This window comes from Scytonema sp. NUACC21 (genome assembly GCF_054684315.1).
Map to the genome: position 1 here is coordinate 39,052 of NZ_BAAFZH010000097.1, position 19,721 is coordinate 58,772.

At 42.5% G+C, this 19,721-nt stretch carries 12 protein-coding genes; 2 read left to right on the forward strand and 10 right to left on the reverse strand.

Features of this window, described 5'->3' with window-relative positions:
- Positions 1 to 28 precede the first annotated feature (28 nt).
- The 8 genes from ACYRY3_RS29125 to ACYRY3_RS29160 form a co-directional block, all read right to left on the reverse strand.
- The gene (locus tag ACYRY3_RS29125; protein WP_460205162.1) at positions 29 to 2,104 is read right to left on the reverse strand and encodes an endonuclease/exonuclease/phosphatase family protein; all 2,076 of its coding nucleotides are present in this window, start codon (positions 2,102 to 2,104) and stop codon (positions 29 to 31) included.
- Between the two features lie 37 nt (positions 2,105 to 2,141).
- Positions 2,142 to 2,555 carry a hypothetical protein gene (locus tag ACYRY3_RS29130; protein ID WP_460205163.1) on the reverse strand — a complete coding sequence of 138 codons (414 nt, stop codon included), beginning with the start codon at positions 2,553 to 2,555 and terminating at the stop codon, positions 2,142 to 2,144.
- A 1,144-nt stretch (positions 2,556 to 3,699) separates the two neighbouring features.
- The gene (ssuC, locus tag ACYRY3_RS29135; RefSeq protein ID WP_460205164.1) at positions 3,700 to 4,503 is read right to left on the reverse strand and encodes an aliphatic sulfonate ABC transporter permease SsuC; all 804 of its coding nucleotides are present in this window, start codon (positions 4,501 to 4,503) and stop codon (positions 3,700 to 3,702) included.
- Positions 4,504 to 4,512: 9 nt separating this feature from the next.
- Positions 4,513 to 5,658, reverse strand: coding sequence for an FMNH2-dependent alkanesulfonate monooxygenase (gene ssuD, locus ACYRY3_RS29140; RefSeq protein WP_460205165.1), 1,146 nt, complete (start codon positions 5,656 to 5,658; stop codon positions 4,513 to 4,515).
- Positions 5,659 to 5,732: 74 nt separating this feature from the next.
- A complete protein-coding gene (locus ACYRY3_RS29145; RefSeq protein WP_460205166.1) occupies positions 5,733 to 6,779 on the reverse strand; it encodes a sulfonate ABC transporter substrate-binding protein in 1,047 nt (348 codons plus the stop codon).
- Positions 6,780 to 6,820: 41 nt separating this feature from the next.
- Positions 6,821 to 7,918, reverse strand: coding sequence for an aliphatic sulfonate ABC transporter substrate-binding protein (locus ACYRY3_RS29150; protein ID WP_460205167.1), 1,098 nt, complete (start codon positions 7,916 to 7,918; stop codon positions 6,821 to 6,823).
- 507 nt (positions 7,919 to 8,425) lie between these two features.
- On the reverse strand, positions 8,426 to 9,907 hold the full coding sequence (locus tag ACYRY3_RS29155) for an amidohydrolase family protein (protein ID WP_460205168.1): 1,482 nt from the start codon (positions 9,905 to 9,907) through the stop codon (positions 8,426 to 8,428).
- Positions 9,908 to 9,980: 73 nt separating this feature from the next.
- Positions 9,981 to 10,766 (reverse strand): ATP-binding cassette domain-containing protein, encoded by a 786-nt coding sequence (locus tag ACYRY3_RS29160; protein ID WP_460205169.1) that lies wholly within the window; start codon positions 10,764 to 10,766, stop codon positions 9,981 to 9,983.
- 664 nt (positions 10,767 to 11,430) lie between these two features.
- Between ACYRY3_RS29160 and ACYRY3_RS29165 the strand changes: the two genes are divergently transcribed.
- Positions 11,431 to 13,005 carry a mechanosensitive ion channel family protein gene (locus ACYRY3_RS29165; protein WP_460205170.1) on the forward strand — a complete coding sequence of 525 codons (1,575 nt, stop codon included), beginning with the start codon at positions 11,431 to 11,433 and terminating at the stop codon, positions 13,003 to 13,005.
- A gap of 172 nt (positions 13,006 to 13,177) precedes the next feature.
- Here ACYRY3_RS29165 and ACYRY3_RS29170 read toward each other — a convergent pair whose 3' ends face one another.
- Together ACYRY3_RS29170 and ACYRY3_RS29175 are read right to left on the reverse strand one after the other, a co-directional pair.
- A complete protein-coding gene (locus ACYRY3_RS29170) occupies positions 13,178 to 14,968 on the reverse strand; it encodes a choice-of-anchor Q domain-containing protein (RefSeq protein ID WP_460205171.1) in 1,791 nt (596 codons plus the stop codon).
- Between the two features lie 875 nt (positions 14,969 to 15,843).
- On the reverse strand, positions 15,844 to 16,293 hold the full coding sequence (locus ACYRY3_RS29175) for a hypothetical protein (protein ID WP_460205172.1): 450 nt from the start codon (positions 16,291 to 16,293) through the stop codon (positions 15,844 to 15,846).
- A 1,180-nt stretch (positions 16,294 to 17,473) separates the two neighbouring features.
- Between ACYRY3_RS29175 and ACYRY3_RS29180 the strand changes: the two genes are divergently transcribed.
- The gene (locus ACYRY3_RS29180; RefSeq protein WP_460205173.1) at positions 17,474 to 19,642 is read left to right on the forward strand and encodes a PhoX family protein; all 2,169 of its coding nucleotides are present in this window, start codon (positions 17,474 to 17,476) and stop codon (positions 19,640 to 19,642) included.
- The last annotated feature ends 79 nt before the right edge of the window (positions 19,643 to 19,721 follow it).

Here is a 19,721-nt window from a genome sequence, read left to right on the forward strand (position 1 = left end):
AAATGACAACTATCGAGCTATTTTTCCATTAACTACTAACCATGAAATTAAACCGGGCTACGCTGGGGTCATGGTCGCTATCTTGGTCAACAAACTCAGAATTGATATGGACGATATCGTAACCGTTTAATTTCTTAAACAGATTTTTGCTAACTAGGATATGGTCTAAAACTTGAGCATTGCCTTGGAAATTATAAGTGTATCGTTCATTGGGTTTTAGAGTTTCTACCAAATTTCTCAACACAGACCTACCCCTACCACCAGGCGTTCCTTTTAAGATATTTAGCGGTTCGGAAAACTCAAAATCATTCAAATCTCCTAAAACGACTACGTTAGCCTCAGGATCTACCGCCAAAAGACTATCTACAAAGTCATTGATAACTTGTGCTTGTTGGCGGCGTTGGTTTTCTGTTGTTAAAGCAGGGGGCTGGTTGGGACCGTACAGGGGTTGATCTCCACCTTTGGAGTTCCAGTGATTGGCAATCAGAAACAGCTTTTGACCTTGAAAGATCAACTCACCTACTAAAGACTTGCGGCTATCGTTGAAAGCCGAGCTCGTTGGATTGATTCGCCCTGGACTGGCGGAAAGTTCTGGTTGTCCGTCAACATTGTTAACTGTCGTGTCGATCGCAGCTCCTCCCCCCGGACGGTCTACAAATTGTACGCGATTGGGGTTAAACAAAAAACCAACCCGAATATTGCCACCGGGTTGACCTCCATCCTGTCCTTCAATCGGGTTTATCTGACGGTAATCATAGGTAGGTCCATCTATGGAAGCGATCGCATTTATTAACTCTTGGTATGTGCGATCCGCATCTACCACACCGTCATTGATTTCTGCTCCCGTATTGTCTTGAATTTCCTCTAATGAAATAATATCAGGAGAACGCAGATTGTTAACTATACGGTTAGCGAGTGCAGCAAATTTCCCATTGCCCAAATCATCATCAACATTACTTCTTTGCCGTTCGTTGACCTTGTTAATTTCCTCTAGTTTGGCGTCAAGATTTTCAACATTAAACGTAGCAATGGTCAGATTGTTAACATCTGGGGTGAGATTTGTTGTTTCTTTGGTCAGAGAACTTGGAGAACTCACTGTTATAGAAAACGGCAGAATTTCATAGCTGTTGAAATTATAATCAATCACACCTGTAATTGTGCCTAAAGTTGCGCCGACATTAACTTCGGGAGACCTACCAGATATTGATGGGGCGTCATCAATTTGGATGCGTTCGGGATTCAAGTCCTTGGATGAAATGAGACTTCCTCCGCGAACAGTGCGTCCTGTTGCATTGGAGCCATTGTCTGGAAGAACCCAAATTTCTCCAAATCCATTGGTGGGACTAATAGCTAGGGGGTTGTTCACTTGAACCAACATACTCTCTAAACTTTCATAGAAGTCTATACCCTCCGATGCTGGTTCAAAATCACCCTCTCTTTCCACATTGCCGGTAGCGGCTGTTGTGAAATCATTGTTAATAGTTCTATTAGGTGGAATGCGACCTTCCTTACCAATAACGATGGGGGTAACGCTTCCCAAAGAAGCGATTGTTTGGACTGCACCACCTGCTACATTGGCATTGATTTGAGTTGTCGTCAAATTATTAGCATTGTTTCCAGCTCGAAATTCACTAACCCGTCCCGTGACTTGTACTGATTGACCCACCATAGGATTGGGGATACTTGAATTCCCTAGGAAAACAAGAATACCTTCTGATGTTGCGTCGTTGTTATCTGGATCGGGGTCTTGCATGTAAAAACTGCGACCGGAACCCGACCCCAGTACTGCTGTCACCACCCCAGGTACATCAGTAACTGTTTCACCTACTAACTCAGAGGTGTGACTTGCGCCTTGAATATCGTGGATGCGAACAACAGAACTATTGGTAGTAATGGCAGCATCGGTATTATTATCATTGTTTTGAGCGATCGCATTAACCAAATCCCTTGCTTGGGTAACTGCAGTCGGACTTAACCCAACAATTCTAGTAGCGTTACTATTTGGGTTGAAAGCCCAACCAGAGAAGGGAACAACATCAAACGGTAAAGCTAATGACAGTACCAGAATGAATTTTAACCAGGTTGACAAAGGAAAAAGAATCATTGTTATTTGTTATTAGTCATTTGTCATTTGTCATTTGTCATTTGTCGGCAAAAGCAGGACGATTATCAATTGTAGTATTGTAAATAAGTTTGGGATTCCGTCGGGGAAGTTTGCGGAGTAATTCCTCAAGAACAGAATGAGCGCTTTGTAAGGCGCGTAATTGCGGGACGGTTAGTTCTACAGAAATTCCATACCATTCAAAATTTCCTGTATTGCTGGAATTTGCCTTTTGCCGTGCGCCGTGCTGACTAACTACATCTTTGACAATTTCTAAAACATGGAGACTAATTTCTTCAGGAGAATAATCTACATAGGTTTCTCTTATTTCATCCTGAAGTTCGTCTTGAGCATTATAATTACGATGGCGCACTTCTTGTGCTCTGATTTTTTCAATCCATGAGATTGCTTTAGCCAGTTCTCGTTTTTGTTTGGTAAATGTCGTTTGAACCATACTTTATCTTTTTCTGATAATTCCAATGAGGCATTGAAAGGAAAGGTATTGCTTTATATTTGGACACGAAATATTACTATAGTATTACTACCATAGTACAGAAAGGCTTAACGGTTTAGACCGAGGAGACTTTGCCACTAAGACATTCGCCAGTTATACTTACCGAATCGCTTGAAAATTTGAAGATCCAGAGGGCTTATCTTGACTCAAGTGCCTACCTTCTTTTCTTCAAATTGCGCGACAACCAGTAAAAATAACCAACATCCAACGAATATCTCTCTAAAAAGTGGCTCTCTGAGTTACTAAAACCTCCCTGAAATCTCCAATGAAGACTTCAGCTAAACTCACCCATCGTCTCTATGTCACCAAAGAGAATGACTGACAGATTGATTCTCCGCACTTACGACTTTTTAAGGGAGTCGCTGCCCTGAAAATATTACCAAGCATGACGCCGCCACGCCCAAACGATGTGAATTGAAAATAGTCATTTATCGGGGAATTCCTAGGAATTTAAGAGTTCTTGAGAGAATTTGTCTGTGCCTGTATCGGATAATGTCTCGAAATACATCATTTATGACTGGGCAACAGCTGAAAGCCTTCCTCCCTCTCTAATACTTCTTTCCAAAGATACGAGAAGTTTACGACTCCAACGAACATCTCGGGTTTTACCCCTCCCCAAGGATTTTAGGCTACTTCAACATGAGTTTTTCAAGGACCTGTTTACTATCCTCTACTTGTCTGGCGGAACGTTTTGTCATGATATCTATGGCGTTTTTTCTTGGCTCTTGAATAAGTTAAATCTTTTTTCTAAGATTTTAATGCTACAGTCTTGAACGAGATTTTTATTCGCAAAGACATAACATCTTTACTTTTTCTGAAAGCTTAACCTTTCCTGCAATAACTCAAAACTAGTTTGAACTATTACAGTACTCATTGAACTATAGGAAGTATAATTTTGTCCACTTAATTTAATCTTTTTTTCCTTTTTAAAGATACAGAATAAGGGTAAGTAAATTTTGGTGAATAGATATAAAGTAGTCTTAAGGCGATCCGGATGGTGGGCAGTGCCCACCCTACAAAATAATGAGCATTTGGAAGGATAAAGGGGGAAGCTTTGCGCTACCATTTTAGATTTGATGTGCTGCTAAACGTTCTGATAATTAGGATTCCATTGCAACCAATATCTTTCCAATGACCGGGCAATTACATCTGCTAGCTTACCAAACAAGGCATAAAGCAAGATACTGAGTACCACTACATCTGTTTGCATAAATTCTCTGGCGTTCATTGCCATATAACCAATTCCAGAGTCAGCTGCGATGGTCTCAGCGACAATCAGTGTCAGCCACATGATACCCAATGAGTAGCGCACGCCAACTAGAATAGAAGACATCGCCCCAGGAAGAATAATCCGCCAGAACAAAGCCCAGGTATTCAAACCGTAAACTTTACCCATCTCAATGAGACCTGAATCTACGTTGCGAATACCGTGAAAAGTATTTAAATAGATGGGAAACATAACACCCAAGGAGACGAGAAATAGTCTCGCTTCATCCCCAATTCCAAACCATAAAATCACCAGAGGAATCAAAGCCAAGTTAGGAATATTACGGAGCATTTGGAGAGAAGTATCTAACAACTTTTCGGCAATGGGCGAAATGCCATTAAGCAATCCTAACGCAAACCCGATACTTCCACCAACTATAAAACCTGATATTGCTCGTAATGCGCTAATGCTGATATTTCTAAACAGTTCGCCACTCTTAGCAAGTTGAATGGCAGCACCTACTACGCCTAATGGAGCAGGCAAAATTCTAGTAGGAATGATACCTATTGCAGATAAAATTTGCCATAGGATAAGTATGAGTATGGGTACACCCCAAGGAATGATGGCTTGAATATTTCGATTGTTTAAAAAATTGTCTTTTAACTTGAGTGATATTGTCATTAGTTACCTCTAGGAAGCTGTTGGTTGTGGTTGAAATAAATTGGATTTGGAAACAAATTCGTTATATGGATCTGCAACAGATTGCGATGTCAAAGTGGGAAGAGTTTTTAATGGCAAGCGGGGAAATACTAACTCGGCAACTCGATAGGCTTCTTCGAGATGGGGATAACCAGATAACACAAAAGTATCAATTCCCAAGTCAGTATATTCCAGCATTCGTGCGGCAACTGTGTCTGGATCTCCAACCAAGGCAGTCCCCGCACCTCCACGTACCAAGCCAACACCCGACCATAAGTTGGGGCTAATTTCTAATTGCTTGCGGCTGCCATTATGTAGCTGTACCATGCGGCGTTGTCCCTCTGACTCTGAATGAGCAAACTTCTGTTGAGCAGCAGCTATTGTTTTGTCATCTAAGTACTTAATCAGATCGTTGGCAGCATCCCAAGCTTGCTGTGTTGTTTCTCGAACGATCGTTTGCAACCGGATACCAAACCTGACTGTTCTCCCTTGTTCGGCTGCTAATCGTCGCACTTTGGCAATTTTTTCAGCAACTTGTTGGGGTGGTTCTCCCCAAGTTAAATAGACATCAATATGTTTTGCAGCAACTTTAAGTGCAGCTTCTGAAGAACCACCAAAATATAGGGTTGGATGGGGTTTTTGTACGGGAGGAAATTGCAGTTTTGCACCTTTAACTTTCAAATAGCGACCGCTAAAATTCACTTCTTCATTATGCATGAGCGATCGCCAAATGGTCAAAAACTCATCAGTCAATTCGTAACGTTCGTCATGGGATAAAAATACACCATCTTTAGCTAGTTCTTCGCTTTCGCCACCAGTCACCACATTAAGAATAATCCTACCATTTGAAATCTGGTCAAAAGTAGCTGCCATCCGTGCAGATAAGGAGGGTGACATAATTGATGGACGAAAGGCTACAAGAAAGCGCAAACGTTGGGTGACTGCAATCAGTGATGCAGCAACAATCCAGGTATCCTGTTTTTGTCCCGTTCCAATTAACATCCCGCCGTAACCTAACTGGTCAACAGCTTGGGCAATTTGACGCATATAGGGATAAGTCGCCTCCCGTCTGCCAATTTTTGTGCCTAAGTAGCGCTCATCTCCTTGAGTAGGTAAATACCAAAAAACATCTACCATACAGCCTCACTTCCCCATCTTTACTACTACCTAACAACTAACCCCTAACTTTTAACCACTAACTCCTAACCCCTTTACCTTTGGCTGAGTAATCTTTGAGGTGTAATAGCCGCGTATTGTTGTGGCGTAAGTATTGCTTGCTTGATATCAATTTTTCGAGGTATAACTTTTTCTTGATAAAAGACATCAGCAATACGCTGCTGTTGGTTAATAATATCTGGTGTTAATCTTCTTAAACTATAGGTTCGACGACGAACTACGACTCCCAAAATAGATGGGTCGAGCTTCAGTTCGGGAGCAAGAAGTTTTACAATTTCATCGGGGTTACCTTCAGCCCATCGCCCTAACTTATCTATCTCTTCCAAAATCACTTTCACCAGTTCGGGATTTTGGTTGACAAAATCGCGTCTGGATAAATAAAACCCACCTTGCGTTGCAATTCCTGCTGCGTTTCTTAAAGTACGGGCATTCGCATTTTTTTGTACAAAAGCATAAAAGGGGTCCCAAGTTACCCAAGCATCAATTTTCTTTTGAAGAAATGCATCACGGGCTTCGGCTGGAGTTAGACTAATAGCTTGAACATCACTAAATTTTAACCCCGCTTCTTGCAAAGCTCGTAATAATAAATAGTGGGAGGCTGAACCTTTTTGAAAAACCACTTTTTGACCTTTCAAATCCGCAACCCGTTTAATAGGGGAATCTTGCCTAACTATAATGCCACTACCTTCGCCTTTACTAGGTTTGCGTCCTGCAATATAAACAAGTTGTGCCCCTGCAACTTGAGCAAAGATTGGGGGTGTCTCCCCAACACTACCTATATCAACCCTCCCTGCATTCATGGCTTCCATGAGTTGAGGTCCTGCAGGAAAGGGTGCCCATTCTACGGCAACGCCTAAAGCTTTGAGACGTGGTTCTAAAACTCTTCTTAACCTAACAATATCCCCAGAAGTTTGATAGCCCATCCGAACTACCTTAGTCTTAAATCCAGAGGTTTTTGTTTGCGCCTGTGCCTTCTCTATAAAATCTCCAACAATTGTAACTGAAAAACTAGATAGTCCTAGTAGGGAATATTGTGTACATGTCTTTAAAAATTGACGGCGTTGCTGTGAAAATTGTCTCATATCTGTTGTTAATTCTCCTCACTTTTAATCTTTCTGACTGTTCACTGTTTGGCTATAACTTCTTGGGGAGTGATTTTGGCATACTCTTCAGGAGTCAAAAATCCATCTCTAACGTTCACTTTTTTAGGTATCAACTTTTGGCTGTACCACATATCGGCAACTTCTTGTTGCTTGTTGATAACTTGCTCGGTAATTGGTCGCAACCCCCATTCATATTTGTCGTACATCTTTTCCAGTGTTGCAGCATCAACTTGTATAACTGGAGCAAGAAGTTTTGCCATTTCTTTACGATTTTGCTTAGACCAATTTTCTGATTTTTGTAGCTCCTCTAGAAATATTTTGATAATTTCTGGGTTTGCCTGGTAAAAGTTTCGTGATGTTGAATAAAAGTTACCAGTGTCCCTAAGCTCACCACCATGTATTAACTCGCGACCTATTTTTTTCTGTTCGGCTCTTGTGACAAAGGGTTCCCAAATAAACCAGCCATCTACCTTTCCCTGACTAAAAGCCACATTAGCATCTGGTGGAGGCAAATAAGTTGACACAACATCATTCAGTTTCAAACCTTCTTTTTCCAGGGCTTTTACTAACAGATAATGACCAATGGATGCCTTTTGAAAAGCAATTTTCTTTCCCTTGAGGTCGGCAACACTTTTAGCAGGAGAATTTGTTTGAACTAACAGCGAAATTGTTCTGCCATTATAAGGTGTAGTCGCTAGATAGACGAGCGGTGTTCCTGCTGCTTGAGCAAAAACTGGAGGTGACTCCGCAGTCGAAGCAATATCAAGCGAACCTGCATTTAGAGCTTCTAATTGTTGCGGTCCGGCAGCAAATGATGCCCATTCTACTTTAAAACCTAAAGGTTCCAATCTTTTTTCTAAATTGCCCTGTTTTTCTAGTACTGCTAGAGGATTCAGCTGTTTTGAACGCACAATACGTATGACTTTACCACTGCTATTAGTGACTTTGTTATCGCTGGTATTAGTTGCAGAAATTTGTTGCTGAGTCGTCTCCGGTTTCTGAGAACAACTAAACAAAGTTGTGGATAGAATTAGACAATAGCCAACACTAAAGAGTAGAGAACGACGAGTGGTTTGCACATTCCAAAATGATTTTAACTTTCTTTTTAAGATTTTCATATCAATTACAAATTAGGAATTAGCCTATAAGTACATTTGTCTTCTACTCATTTTCTATGAAGCTGTCAATGATTTTTACCCCTCCTAACCTCCCCTTATAAAGGGGAGGAAATTGGATTTTTTGTTTCCCCCTTGATAAGGGGGGATTAAGGGGGGTAAATTCAACTTGTGTGTACACGGTAGCTTTTATAAGGGAAAAAATTAAATTGAAGAAATAGGGTGGTCTTCAGCCACCCCATGATTAGAAAGAGCAAGGGAAAGAAGCAACTTTGTATCAGTTATCAGTTAATAATAAAGAACTGATTAAAAAAGTCAGGTGAGCCGTGGCTAACCCACCTGACAGGCAGAGCAATTGGCGGAAGGCAGACTGAAATTTGTTGACGGTTAACTAGGTCGATGGAATAAAGGCAGTTGTGTTAAGGAATGTAAAAACGATCCCTTACAAATGACTCATGACTTTTGACAAAGGACGACCAAAACCAGTTAACTTTATTTGTACCGACCTAATTAACTGTTTGCATTCGCTAAATATTCATCTGCTGCTTTTTCCACAGCAGTGCCTTTGAAGAAGTCGCGGTTGAGGCTGGTGTATAGCTCTAATGGGTGAAGAGATAGGAAATAATGCAAATCTTCTTCGGTGATAATGTCGCGTTCTACCATTGAGTAAGAGTTGGCAACTACAGCAGTGATATCGGGTACATCCCAATGACCGGAATCAGATCCCAGGAAGGCTTTGACGCGATCGCCAAAAGGATTTGCTTTGCGATTGAATGCATGGGCAACGCGGGTATCATCCGATTCTGTTCCAAAATAGAAATGCTTTAGAAAGCGATCGCGCACATCTTCGGAACGTTGAATTCCTGCTAAGGCAAATTCATCCATTTCACCAGGATCGTCAGGTGAAAACAGATGACCGTGGAAGCCCAAACCGTTGCCGATTTGCTCTGTGCGTCCCCTTAGCCACCCATCGCTGTAGCGGCTAAACAGTTCTTGCAACAACTCCCGATCTACAGCATTGGGGTCGTTGCTTTCCAAAGCTTTAGGGCTGCGGGTTTCCCAGTGCCATAAGATATCAGTATACAAACTTGTACCCCAAGCACTACCACCCTCTAAGAAGGCAAATTTCAAAGTTGGGAAACGCCTTGTTACACCACCAAAAAACAGTGATTTGCAAAGTGCTTCTCCTGCTGAAGCAAAGTGACCGATGTGGTTGTATTGGTAGTTGGAAATTGAGCGGCGAGTCGTCCAACCCATACCAGAAGAGTGTGTAGTGGGTACAACTTTTAACTCTACACACTTTGCCCAGAATGGATCGTAATCGTACTCGCTATCCAAGCCAAATGTATCTATCCAAGTTGCTTCATTTGCCACCTCTTCGCCGTATTTTTGGAATGCGGGAATAGGACGGCGTACATGTCCGGGAATTTGAATGGCTTTTAATCCCAAAACCTTGACTGCATATTCCAATTCTTTGATTGCCTCGGATGGGGTGTGCATTGGAATAGCGGCAATGGGAGTGAGGCGATCCGAGTAGGGACGAAAGATATCAGCGTGGTAGATGTTTACTGCACGGCATACCGCCTGTCGCATTTCGTCATAACCGATATGTGGTGCTAGGGTTGCTAGGTTGGGATAAACTACGGCAAAATCTGTACCCGCTTCTTGCAACCGCTCGTGAAGCAACCTTGGTAAGCTGACAGTAGCCAAACCTAAGGTGTCTTTTGTGGGACGAGTCCAAAAAGGGGGACGGGCTGTACGATAAGCACGGCGTTCTTCCCAACTTTGCGTAAACCACTTGCCCCGAGATGACCCTGGTAGGTGGTCTTGGAATTTATCGACAAGTTTAGTACCACCTACAACCTCTAAATACTCTAAGAAGAGGGGCGGAAATTCCTGGGTATGCACATCAGTATCAATGACCGGATAACCCAAACGTTCGCGAATTTGGGCGGATTTGGACTTTTGTGGACGATCTAAAGCAATAGTCATGATATTTCTCCAATTAGAAGTTAAGGGTTAGGGGTTAAGAAACGATTTATAACTCTTTGTCCATCCCTGTCCCCTAATAATGGGCAATTGGTACTAAAGAGCGATCGCGTTCTGGCTTAACCATGACACGATGCAGAATTTGTTCTACTGTTTGAGCAAAAACTGCATTTCCTCTTGCTCTGGGGCGGGGCAGAGAAATTCTACAATCCATCGCAATTGCACCGTCTTCAATTAAAACAACTCGGTCTGCCAAGACGACTGCTTCTTCCACGTCATGGGTAATTAACAAAGTAGTAAATTTCTGTTCTTGCCACAAATCCTCTAACAATTGCTGCATCTCTATACGGGTTAAAGCATCTAGGGCACCAAGAGGTTCATCAAGAAGCAACAAAGATGGCTTTCCTGCTAATGCTCTTGCCAAAGCGACTCGCTGCCGTTGTCCTCCAGAAAGCACAGATGGCCATTCGTTAGCGCGATCTTCAAGCCCTACACATCGCAAAACGTGTAAAGCAGTTTGCTTTGCATAGACTTTAGACTTAGAACCAAATAAACCCAATTCCACATTTGCTAGAACTTTCTCCCAGGGTAGGAGGCGTGCATCTTGGAACATCATTCGCACTTTTGAATTGAGGCGACCGTGGGACTGTTTTCCATCTAAATACACTTTCCCGGTACTGGGAGTATCTAGCCCTGCAATCAGGCGTAGCATCGTACTCTTACCACACCCGCTACGACCGACAATGGCGACAAATTCACCTGGCATAATGTCTAAATCCAAGCCTTTCAAGACTGTTTTAGTTCCAAAGGACTTTTTGACACTTTCAAGTTTTAAATGCATTCCACGGGTTTCAAAATCCATGTAAAAACGAACCTCCAACAATTAAACCCTGTAAACTTCCGGTCAATGACTGTGCTAGTAAGCTAAAATAGAAAAACAAAAATGTTTAATTTCAGCAGCAACTTAACTTGTGAGTTTTTGCCTTTGAGCCTGTAAAATTAGACATAAACAGTTTTTTATCCAATTGATACAAATCGATAACGTTTTCTCCATGTATTGCTTTGCAAGGCTTAGTAAGGTTTTAAGCCTCGCTCAGCAAACATTTTGGGCAGGTTTATTGCCCCTTTTTACATGGAAATCATTTTACTTCAATTCTACGGCAATTTGATGTATTTACCGTAAATTATTTCTAATAATTTTGCACAGTTCTATAGCAAAAGCAAGTGTATTTTGTAAAAAATTGCAAAACTGAGGCTGAAACAGCAGTAGGTGAGTGAGTTGAAGCAGCACAAACATTTTTAAAGCATAGTTGTTTTGCTTCTTGAGATACTGTAACCTGAAAAGAATGGGCTGTTAATATCAATGTAATGTAGATAAGTATAAGAATTGACATAATTTCCAATGAGTTCACCTAAAAATTGCACTTTCAGCATTCCAAAAATTGACTTTTTGGTTAACCGATCCGTATTGTGTTGAGAGTATTAACAAATTCTTGCTACACAACTCGGAAAACTATGTTAAAGTGATGAACTTATTAATTATATTGGCTGAAATCGGCGTTGTTCTGTTTGTTTTCTTATTACTATACTGGCTTGTTGGCAAGGTCTCCAAGCTACTGATGCAGGTTCCCATGCTCAGAAGCGAGGAGAGGGGTTTCAAAACCCTGCGCCGGAACATCAGAGGGATTTTGCTACTGGCTTGTTTGGTGCTGTGTATTCTGATTGTGGGTGTCAACGGTTTTCTAGTCTATCGCGGGGTCAACCTTCAGGAATATACACAGCAGCAGATACGCTATATCCCCTATGGATTCTGGGTTAATCTCGGAATTGCCAGCGCTCAAAGCATTGGTATTTTGATTTTGGCGGGTGTGGTGGTGAAATTCCTTCACTTGTGCCTGATAGCAGCTTCCAAAAGAGCCAAGAACTTTGAACAAAATACAGCTGACGATCGCAGTATCGACGCTTTCTTTCACGCCCTAGACAAGATAGCCACTAGTGGAATTTGGCTGTTGGCTGTTATTTGGTGTACTCAGTGTCTACAAGTGCCAGCAGTTGTTTCCCAGTATTTGTACATTATACTGCGGATTTATTTAATCTTTGCCGTCGGGTTGCTGATACTTAAAGCCGCCGCCGTCATCATTGATAGTCTGGATGCGCTCAGCATTAGATATAGAAGCCCTGACAACCTCCTGCGGTTTTACGATCGCCTCAGACACTTAGTTCCATTTTTTAAGCGGTGTTTGGAATTTGCGATCGCGGTCTCCATGACGACATTGGCGCTCCAGCAAGTAGAGTTAATAGCTAATATAGCAGCTTTAGGTCCGCGAATTATCAAAGTTATAGGCATTATCTTCATCAGTCGGGTGTTGTTTGAGGTCGTCAACTTAATCGTTGAAGAGGTTCTGTTCAGAGAAGGTAATCTGACTGATACCCAACGAAGCAGACGCCTCACTCTTGTGCCTTTGATCCGTAGTTTTCTAAAATACTTGATTTACTTCGGTGCTACTATCTTTATCCTTTATACCATTGACATCGATCCCACTCCAATACTCGCTGGTGCTGGTATTGTTGGTATAACTGTGGGCTTAGGGGCACAGCATGTCGTCAACGATGTAGTCTGTGGCTTCTTTGTTCTCTTTGAAAACTACTACTTAGTGGGTGACTATGTCGAAGTTGGGAAAACGGATGAGAAACTTGTGGAGGGAATTGTAGAGGCGATTGAACTAAGAACAACCCGTGTCAGACATCCCAATGGTCAATTGCAGATTATACGCAATGGAGAACTCGGTTCAATTACCAACTACTCCAAACAGTACATCTATGCGGTAGTGGAAGTTGGTGTACCTTATGACTCCAACTTAGCACAAGTTTACAGAGTGATTGAGGAGGTAGGGCAACAAATTCAAGCAGATTACCCAGATATCCTCGAACCCACACAAGTAGATGGAGTGGAGAATCTTGGAGAAACTAACTTGTTGCTCCGTACAGTGACGAAAGTCAAACCCGGAAAGCATCTTCAAATCCAGCGCCTTCTGCGTAAGATTTTTACCGATGCGTTTATCCAAGAAGGGATTGCTATTCCCGTTCGCGTCGAAAATTAATTTTAAACCATTTCGTTTTCCCCGTTCTACAAATAGGCACTGTTGGATGAGGTGCGTTGCTGATGTTAGTCAACAACGCACTTTACAACTAGACGGTTAAGATACGCCTGCTACAAGGAAATCAGATGTTTGCCTTGAATTGAAAACAGCCTATTAAAGGCAGTGTTATCAATTAAGACCTGAACTCATAGGCACCGATATCAGCACCATCACCTTGATTGCGTTCTACACCTTCCATATCGAACTTTGCATAGTCGCCAATGTTTTCAGAGCCACTATCAATAGCTGCGGAACCTGATGAGAGGCGGAAATCTTTGCCATCTTGATTGACAAAGCCAATAGAACCCACTTTTTGGTTGTTGGTATTTGTGAAGTTGTCAAGACCATTGCCACCATCATAGAGCTTGTCAAACTTATCAGTGAACAAGTTACTATCCAAAGTTAAGTTGTTGACATCTTCAAGTGACCCGTTGCGATAGGAACTATCGGCAAAGATATTGTTGCGAACCACAACGTCTCTAGTTTTATAACCGCCAGTGAAATCCGAACCATCAACTTCAATGGCTTGGACGTTATTGGCAACGGTATTGTTGACAATATCAACGTTACGGACATTACTGGTAACGCCAATACCTCGACCAGAGTTCATTCCTTCTCGTCCATTGTCATAAACAACGTTGTTGTAAACTCGGATGTCTCTGACTTCTCCGATACTGGGAACTTCATCTGCAACTACAATACCATCAGCAATATTGCCGGTAACGACGTTGTCGTAAACATCGATATTGAACATATCAACACGATTGCCTTCTATGTAAAGAGCAGGACCGCCTTGATAGCCCTGATATGTACCGGCAATAGAGGCTTGACCTGTAATAAAGTTGTTATGGACGCTGCCATTGCGAGAACCTGTTTTGATGTCAATACCTTCGCGTGTTCCATCTTTTACAGTATTGTATGCTACTTCAAAGCCATCTACACCCCAGATGCTTAAGGACTCTTGAGTTCCCAGGGGGTCATAGATAGAGTTGTCACCACCACCACCTTTCCATCTAGCATTGGCTTTTTCGACGGTGTTATTGAGCACCTTAATATCCTTACTGGTGACCTCTTGTTCTCCACCTTGGTAATAACTGTCAGGCATGACGATGATTCCGGAGGAACCAGTATTGTAGGTAGAGTTGTTTTGAACAATCATGTTGTTGGCATCACGCAGAGAAATCCCCGCCCAAGAGGTATTTTCAACGCGGAAGCCATCAATTACCCAATAGCCTTCACCAACTGACTGAATCACGCCTTCTCTAAAACCACCTTCTACGGGGTCAGGGTCGCGTAATGTCACGTCGCCATTTGCTTTGAGTGTGATGTGACCGGACTGACTGTCGCCAGATTTCTCAAGGGTAACGAGTTCTGTATAAGTACCAGGTTGAACCAGAACAGTATCGCCGGCTTTGACTGGAGAGTCTTCACTTACTGCAAAGTTAAGGCTTTTCCAGGGTTTATCGGCTGTACCTGGATTCTCATCACTTCCATCTAGTGAAACGTAGTATTTCGTTCCATTACCAGAATAGTCAGATGGAGAAGCTGGGGAAGCTGGAGATACAGGCTTTGAGCCCGCCATCAGTGGGTCTTTCTCGAAGCCACCAGTTAGGGTTTCTTTGCCTCCAACCAGAAGGTCTTGATTGCTGCCACCCTTACTATCTAATTGATTTCCAGTACGACCAACTAGGTTGTTAATTGCCTTTTTTCCATCGATTGAGTTGTTGTTGGTATCACCTATAGAATTGCGATCGCCAAAGCCACCTTGGAGCCATGTATTGATGTTATCCTGTATGCCTTTATCAATCGCGCTACCTGATTCCGGACTTGATTTGAAATCTAGTGGGCTGCGTGGATTATTGATTGTACCGGGGTTAGCAGCCAAGGTATTAGCTTGAAGCGCATCGATTTGTGTGTAGTTCATTGTTTTGCCTCCATCAAGTTTTTCGGAAATGCTGCAACTGAAAGTGACGAGAACAAAAGCAGAACCCTGAATAGTAAAAATGAAACAAGCCATCGGAACTTTAGTAGAAATTTCCTCGTCCCTAATATAGAGCGTGCTGAAGTGAGCCTTTAACATCGGAAGCAAGTCTTCCTGTACTAAAGGTTCCCACTCATCAAATCGCTTTGCGGCAAATATTAGGTAAATGCTTGATTAGCTCTGAGCTTAGCTATGCTTTCGTAATCTGCAGACGCAATTTCGCTTAAGCACCCTAGAGGTTCCGAGGGTTTTTTCTCTACTTCATAAGTAATTGTATCAGCACTTTTGCAAATTGCATCCCCTTTGCGAAATTTTTTCCTTGCGATTGACAGTCATGCCATAGCAAAAGGGTTGCAATAGCCAATTTTCCTTATATAGGTGAAATCGCAGAAACCCTTATACAGCAATAATTATAACCCTCAATCTCGCGATTTTACAAATAGCTACTTTGGTCGCAAATCTTTCACCTTGTGCCAGTTCAACAACTGTCCATTGAGGTTTGAGAGCCAACGCCAAATTGCCATTCTGCGATATCGCTCAACCATATCCTTGTTCTGCAAGAACACATTAATCTGTTAAAGTGGCACGAATCTACCAAACCTTACACATAATGCACGCCAGCCCAAGTTCCTGTTCAGTTCGTAGTAATATCTGTCTCAAATGCGGATATGTAGAGGACAGAAATGGAAAGCTCTGACTGTCTTGGATAAGTGATAAGATTTTTTAAAAATAAGTTGATACCAATTCTGCTCACCCCACTCTCAATAATGATTATTATTTTACAGCCTGTATATTTTATTTTCCAGAAGAGCGATAACTTAAGGTAAAGCAGCGCAAGATGTAGGTTTAAATAAAGGACTGTGGGGGGGAGTTGGTGCAGTCGCAACCAGAACTACATTTCCGTCCGTATCTGTTATCCAGCCTTGTGCTTCTACAATTTCGGTAGGAGAATTGACATTTATATTCTGTGTTGTCCCTTGACCAGAACCAAAATTATCTGCTGAGATCCTCGCTCCACTTTCAACAATCAGTACTCCAGTATTCAGATTGAAATTTCCAACATTACCCGTGGCTTCTGGTTCAGCAGATACAAAAATTCCACTACGTTGGTTATCATCAAGCTCACCAGTAGCAAATGGAGATGCACCACTCAATAAAATTGAATCGAAAGCATTAATAACCAAAGTACCACCATTTCCACTTCTACGTGCGGCAGTCAGTATTTGTGCCCCATTTGAGACCAATAAATATTTAGTTTCATTTGTCAATATTCATACTAAAGAAAGATGCTAAATTTCTAAAAAACATCATCTATTCTCTTCTAGATTTTATTTATCAACCGCGCCTCCCACTCATAGGATGGGGTTTGACGCACGCTCGATAAAATACAGGAGGGTTACTACCTACTAGTTCTCACACCTTTTAACTTATGCATTATGGCTTCAACAAAAAATTACTTGCATATTATTGGTGAAAAATTAGAAACAAGTGTATTTTGTCAATACTTAAAAATATATAAATAATTTATCGATTAAAGCAATAAATAAAATTAAAACTTATAAAATCTGATTCAACGCCGTCTTGTATTGCATCGTTTTTGCACCCTCTAAACGCTTACCCCACAACAAATCCTGAAAGCGCCTATATTTCACACAACTATCAACCAATATAAATCCGGAAAAGCCAGTTAGGCATTCCTGAGAACGCAGAAAAGTAGCAGATAGTCTTGCCTACCTTTATAAGAAATAATTAGATATATTTTTCATAGAAAAATTATTTACATAAACTAAAGTAAATTTAAAGTTTGGTACGTTTCTATAATTAGAGTAAGAGAATAACAACACCCAATATGCGATCGCATTTTTGGATGTCGTTCCTCAACCCAACCTACACAAAACATTTGGTGATTTAAAATTTACTTGATAAATTGCCTCTGACATATTTACTATTTTAATAATTTAACCAAAATTTAACCAAAAGGTCAGGTATTTTTAACTTTTTTACAAGATTCTAATTAATGAAAGCAAACGTTTTCAAGGATTTATAGGTCTTGAAACTTTTTGACATAATACATCAATCATTTATTTGGTCAATGGATCTGATTATTTTTACTATCAACAAAAAATAAAATCTTTCAAATTTAGCAATTTTAGTGATACATGAATCTAGCAAGAGGCTTTCAATGTTGAGAACCTGTGTTGTAGGTAGTTTAGTCTTAAAAATAGATTAATTTTTTCGATAATTCTGCTTACAAAGCAAGTTCCGAGGGTAACATCCCTGAGTCTTAAAACTAGAGCTAGCATTCGATTTAATGAGGTAAGACTGTAAGGGCGCTCTTGCTTTGCTCCCCTACATCCGGTGTACTTCATGCTCATGGTAAACCACCATATCCTGACAACAAAAGAAATCAAAATAACCAGTTCGTAACTTTTTAATGGAGTACCCAGAATGAAAGGTTCCCGTCACCCCAAAAACAACGTAACAGTCAACCCATCCGGTAACGAGTCAATTCGCGACGTGATTGAGCGCGTTGGTATGAGTCGTCGGCGGTTTATACTAACGGCAGCCAGTGCATCTGTACTAACAGTAGCAGGTGAGGTTTCTATTGGTGGTTTTCTCCGCAGTGTGGAAGCTGCACCAATTCCAGCCGGACCTGGATTCGGTGGTATCGGCTTCGAGAGCGTGCCGCCAAATTTGAATAACCCAAATACAGGGCTTTTGGAAAAGGATCTTGTTAGTGTTCCTACAGGGTATAAAGCTGAAGTATTGGTTGCTTGGGGTGACCCCATCGCACCAGGAGGTCCGGACTGGCAAGCAAATGCTTCCCAAGACGCTACAGCGCAGGAAAAGCAGTTTGGGATGCACGCCGATGGTATGCACTACTTCCCTCTGAGACAGCGGGGTTTTTTTGGTCGGGTACAAGAGCGCGGGCTGCTGTGCGTGAACCATGAATATACCCATGAAGAGGTTCTTCATTCTGACGGTCTGACTTTCGTTGCCGCGACATCAACTACACCCCAGTTAGGTTTACCCGGTTCGCAAGTGACGATTCAGAAGGTACGGAAGTCTCAGGCTGCTCACGGGGTGTCCGTTGTAGATATTTCTAAGAGTCGCAACAAATGGATTGTGAACCGTAATTCGCCTTATGGTCGCCGCATCACTGCTAACACTGAGATGTATGTTTCCGGACCGGCAGCGGGTGACGCACTTTTGAAATCGAAGAAATTCGATATTTCCCCAAGTGGTTCAATCGACACCGGAAGGCTGAACAACGGCTACACTGCATACGGCACTATCAACAACTGTGCTAACGGATACACACCTTGGGGAACCTACTTAACTTGTGAAGAGAACTGGAACGGTTACTTTGCTAATACTACGGGAGATGTGGATTCGAGTCCGGGAATCGACAAGTCCGACGTTCTGGCAGGGCAGAATCGATACGGCATTTCAAGAACAGGGGCTGGCTATCGCTGGCATGAGGTCGATCCACGCTTTAATGCTAGCACCAACCCCCTCGAACCCCATTTGTTCGGCTGGGTAGTTGAAATCGATCCCTACAATCCAAAAAGCATACCAGTGAAGCGTACCGCACTTGGTCGCTTTAAGCATGAGAGCGCTCAGGTTGTCGTTGATGACAGCGACTACGTTGCTTTTTATATGGGTGATGACGAGCGCAACGAGTATGTCTACAAGTTCGTATGTGCCAGACCCTTGAATCGGTACGATCGCAATGCCAATCGTGATATGCTCGACTACGGCACTCTATACGTTGCCAAGTTCAAGGACGACGGCACAGGCGAGTGGCTCCCTCTAGTCTACGGTCAGGGTGGGCTGACACCAGAGAATGGGTTCAGAAGCCAAGCTGAAGTGCTTATCAAGACACGACAAGCTGCTGACCGTCTGGGTGCGACAATGATGGATCGTCCAGAGTGGACTGCCGTGCGTCCCCGGATAGGAGGATTTGAAGAGGTTGAAATCTATTGCACCTTGACAAACAACAATCGTCGCGGAACAACTCCAGCCTCCTCTAACCAGCCAGACGGTTCAACAGCAGCAGGTAGCGCACGTCCTCCCGTTGATAGTGCCAACCCCCGCCCTGACAACCGTTACGGTCACATCATCCGCTGGCGTGAGGATGGACGCACTGTCACAGCTACCACTTTTACCTGGGACCTTTTCGTTGAGTGCGGTGACAGACTCAATTCCGAGGAAAATTTGGTCGGCAACATTAACGGTGACGACTTCGGCGCACCAGATGGTCTCTGGTTTGACGACTTTGGTCGCCTCTGGATTCAAACCGACCAAGCAGGGGATGGTCGCGGTGATTGGAAAAACATCGGTGGCAATGTCATGATGTGTGCTGACCCCAACACCAAACAGATTAGGCGCTTCCTAACTAGCCCAACGAACTGTGAGGTGACTGGCATCACCAGCACACCAGATGGCAAAGTATTGTTTATCAACATCCAGCACCCAGGTGAGGATTCTACCGCCTCGAATCCCACGCAGTTCAGCAATTGGCCCCACAGTCAAGGTTACGGACCATCTGGACGCCCGCGTTCTGCAACAGTCATCATCACCCGTGAGGACGGTGGAGTCGTCGGTGGTCTCTAATTGCTCCTTTTATTGTCCAGTGAGAATTTAATAAGCTGAAAATGCAACCGGAGTTTGTTTTTATAACCAACTCCGGTTA

Excerpts from the sequence above, each read along its gene's own strand:
- ACYRY3_RS29125 (WP_460205162.1), bottom strand. The coding sequence starts at position 2,104 with ATGATTCTTTTTCCTTTGTCAACCTGGTTAAAATTCATTCTGGTACTG.
- ACYRY3_RS29130 (WP_460205163.1), bottom strand. The coding sequence starts at position 2,555 with ATGGTTCAAACGACATTTACCAAACAAAAACGAGAACTGGCTAAAGCA.
- ssuC (WP_460205164.1), bottom strand. The coding sequence starts at position 4,503 with ATGACAATATCACTCAAGTTAAAAGACAATTTTTTAAACAATCGAAAT.
- ssuD (WP_460205165.1), bottom strand. The coding sequence starts at position 5,658 with ATGGTAGATGTTTTTTGGTATTTACCTACTCAAGGAGATGAGCGCTAC.
- ACYRY3_RS29145 (WP_460205166.1), bottom strand. The coding sequence starts at position 6,779 with ATGAGACAATTTTCACAGCAACGCCGTCAATTTTTAAAGACATGTACA.
- ACYRY3_RS29150 (WP_460205167.1), bottom strand. The coding sequence starts at position 7,918 with ATGAAAATCTTAAAAAGAAAGTTAAAATCATTTTGGAATGTGCAAACC.
- ACYRY3_RS29155 (WP_460205168.1), bottom strand. The coding sequence starts at position 9,907 with ATGACTATTGCTTTAGATCGTCCACAAAAGTCCAAATCCGCCCAAATT.
- ACYRY3_RS29160 (WP_460205169.1), bottom strand. The coding sequence starts at position 10,766 with ATGGATTTTGAAACCCGTGGAATGCATTTAAAACTTGAAAGTGTCAAA.
- ACYRY3_RS29165 (WP_460205170.1), top strand. The coding sequence starts at position 11,431 with ATGAACTTATTAATTATATTGGCTGAAATCGGCGTTGTTCTGTTTGTT.
- ACYRY3_RS29170 (WP_460205171.1), bottom strand. The coding sequence starts at position 14,968 with ATGAACTACACACAAATCGATGCGCTTCAAGCTAATACCTTGGCTGCT.
- ACYRY3_RS29180 (WP_460205173.1), top strand. The coding sequence starts at position 17,474 with ATGAAAGGTTCCCGTCACCCCAAAAACAACGTAACAGTCAACCCATCC.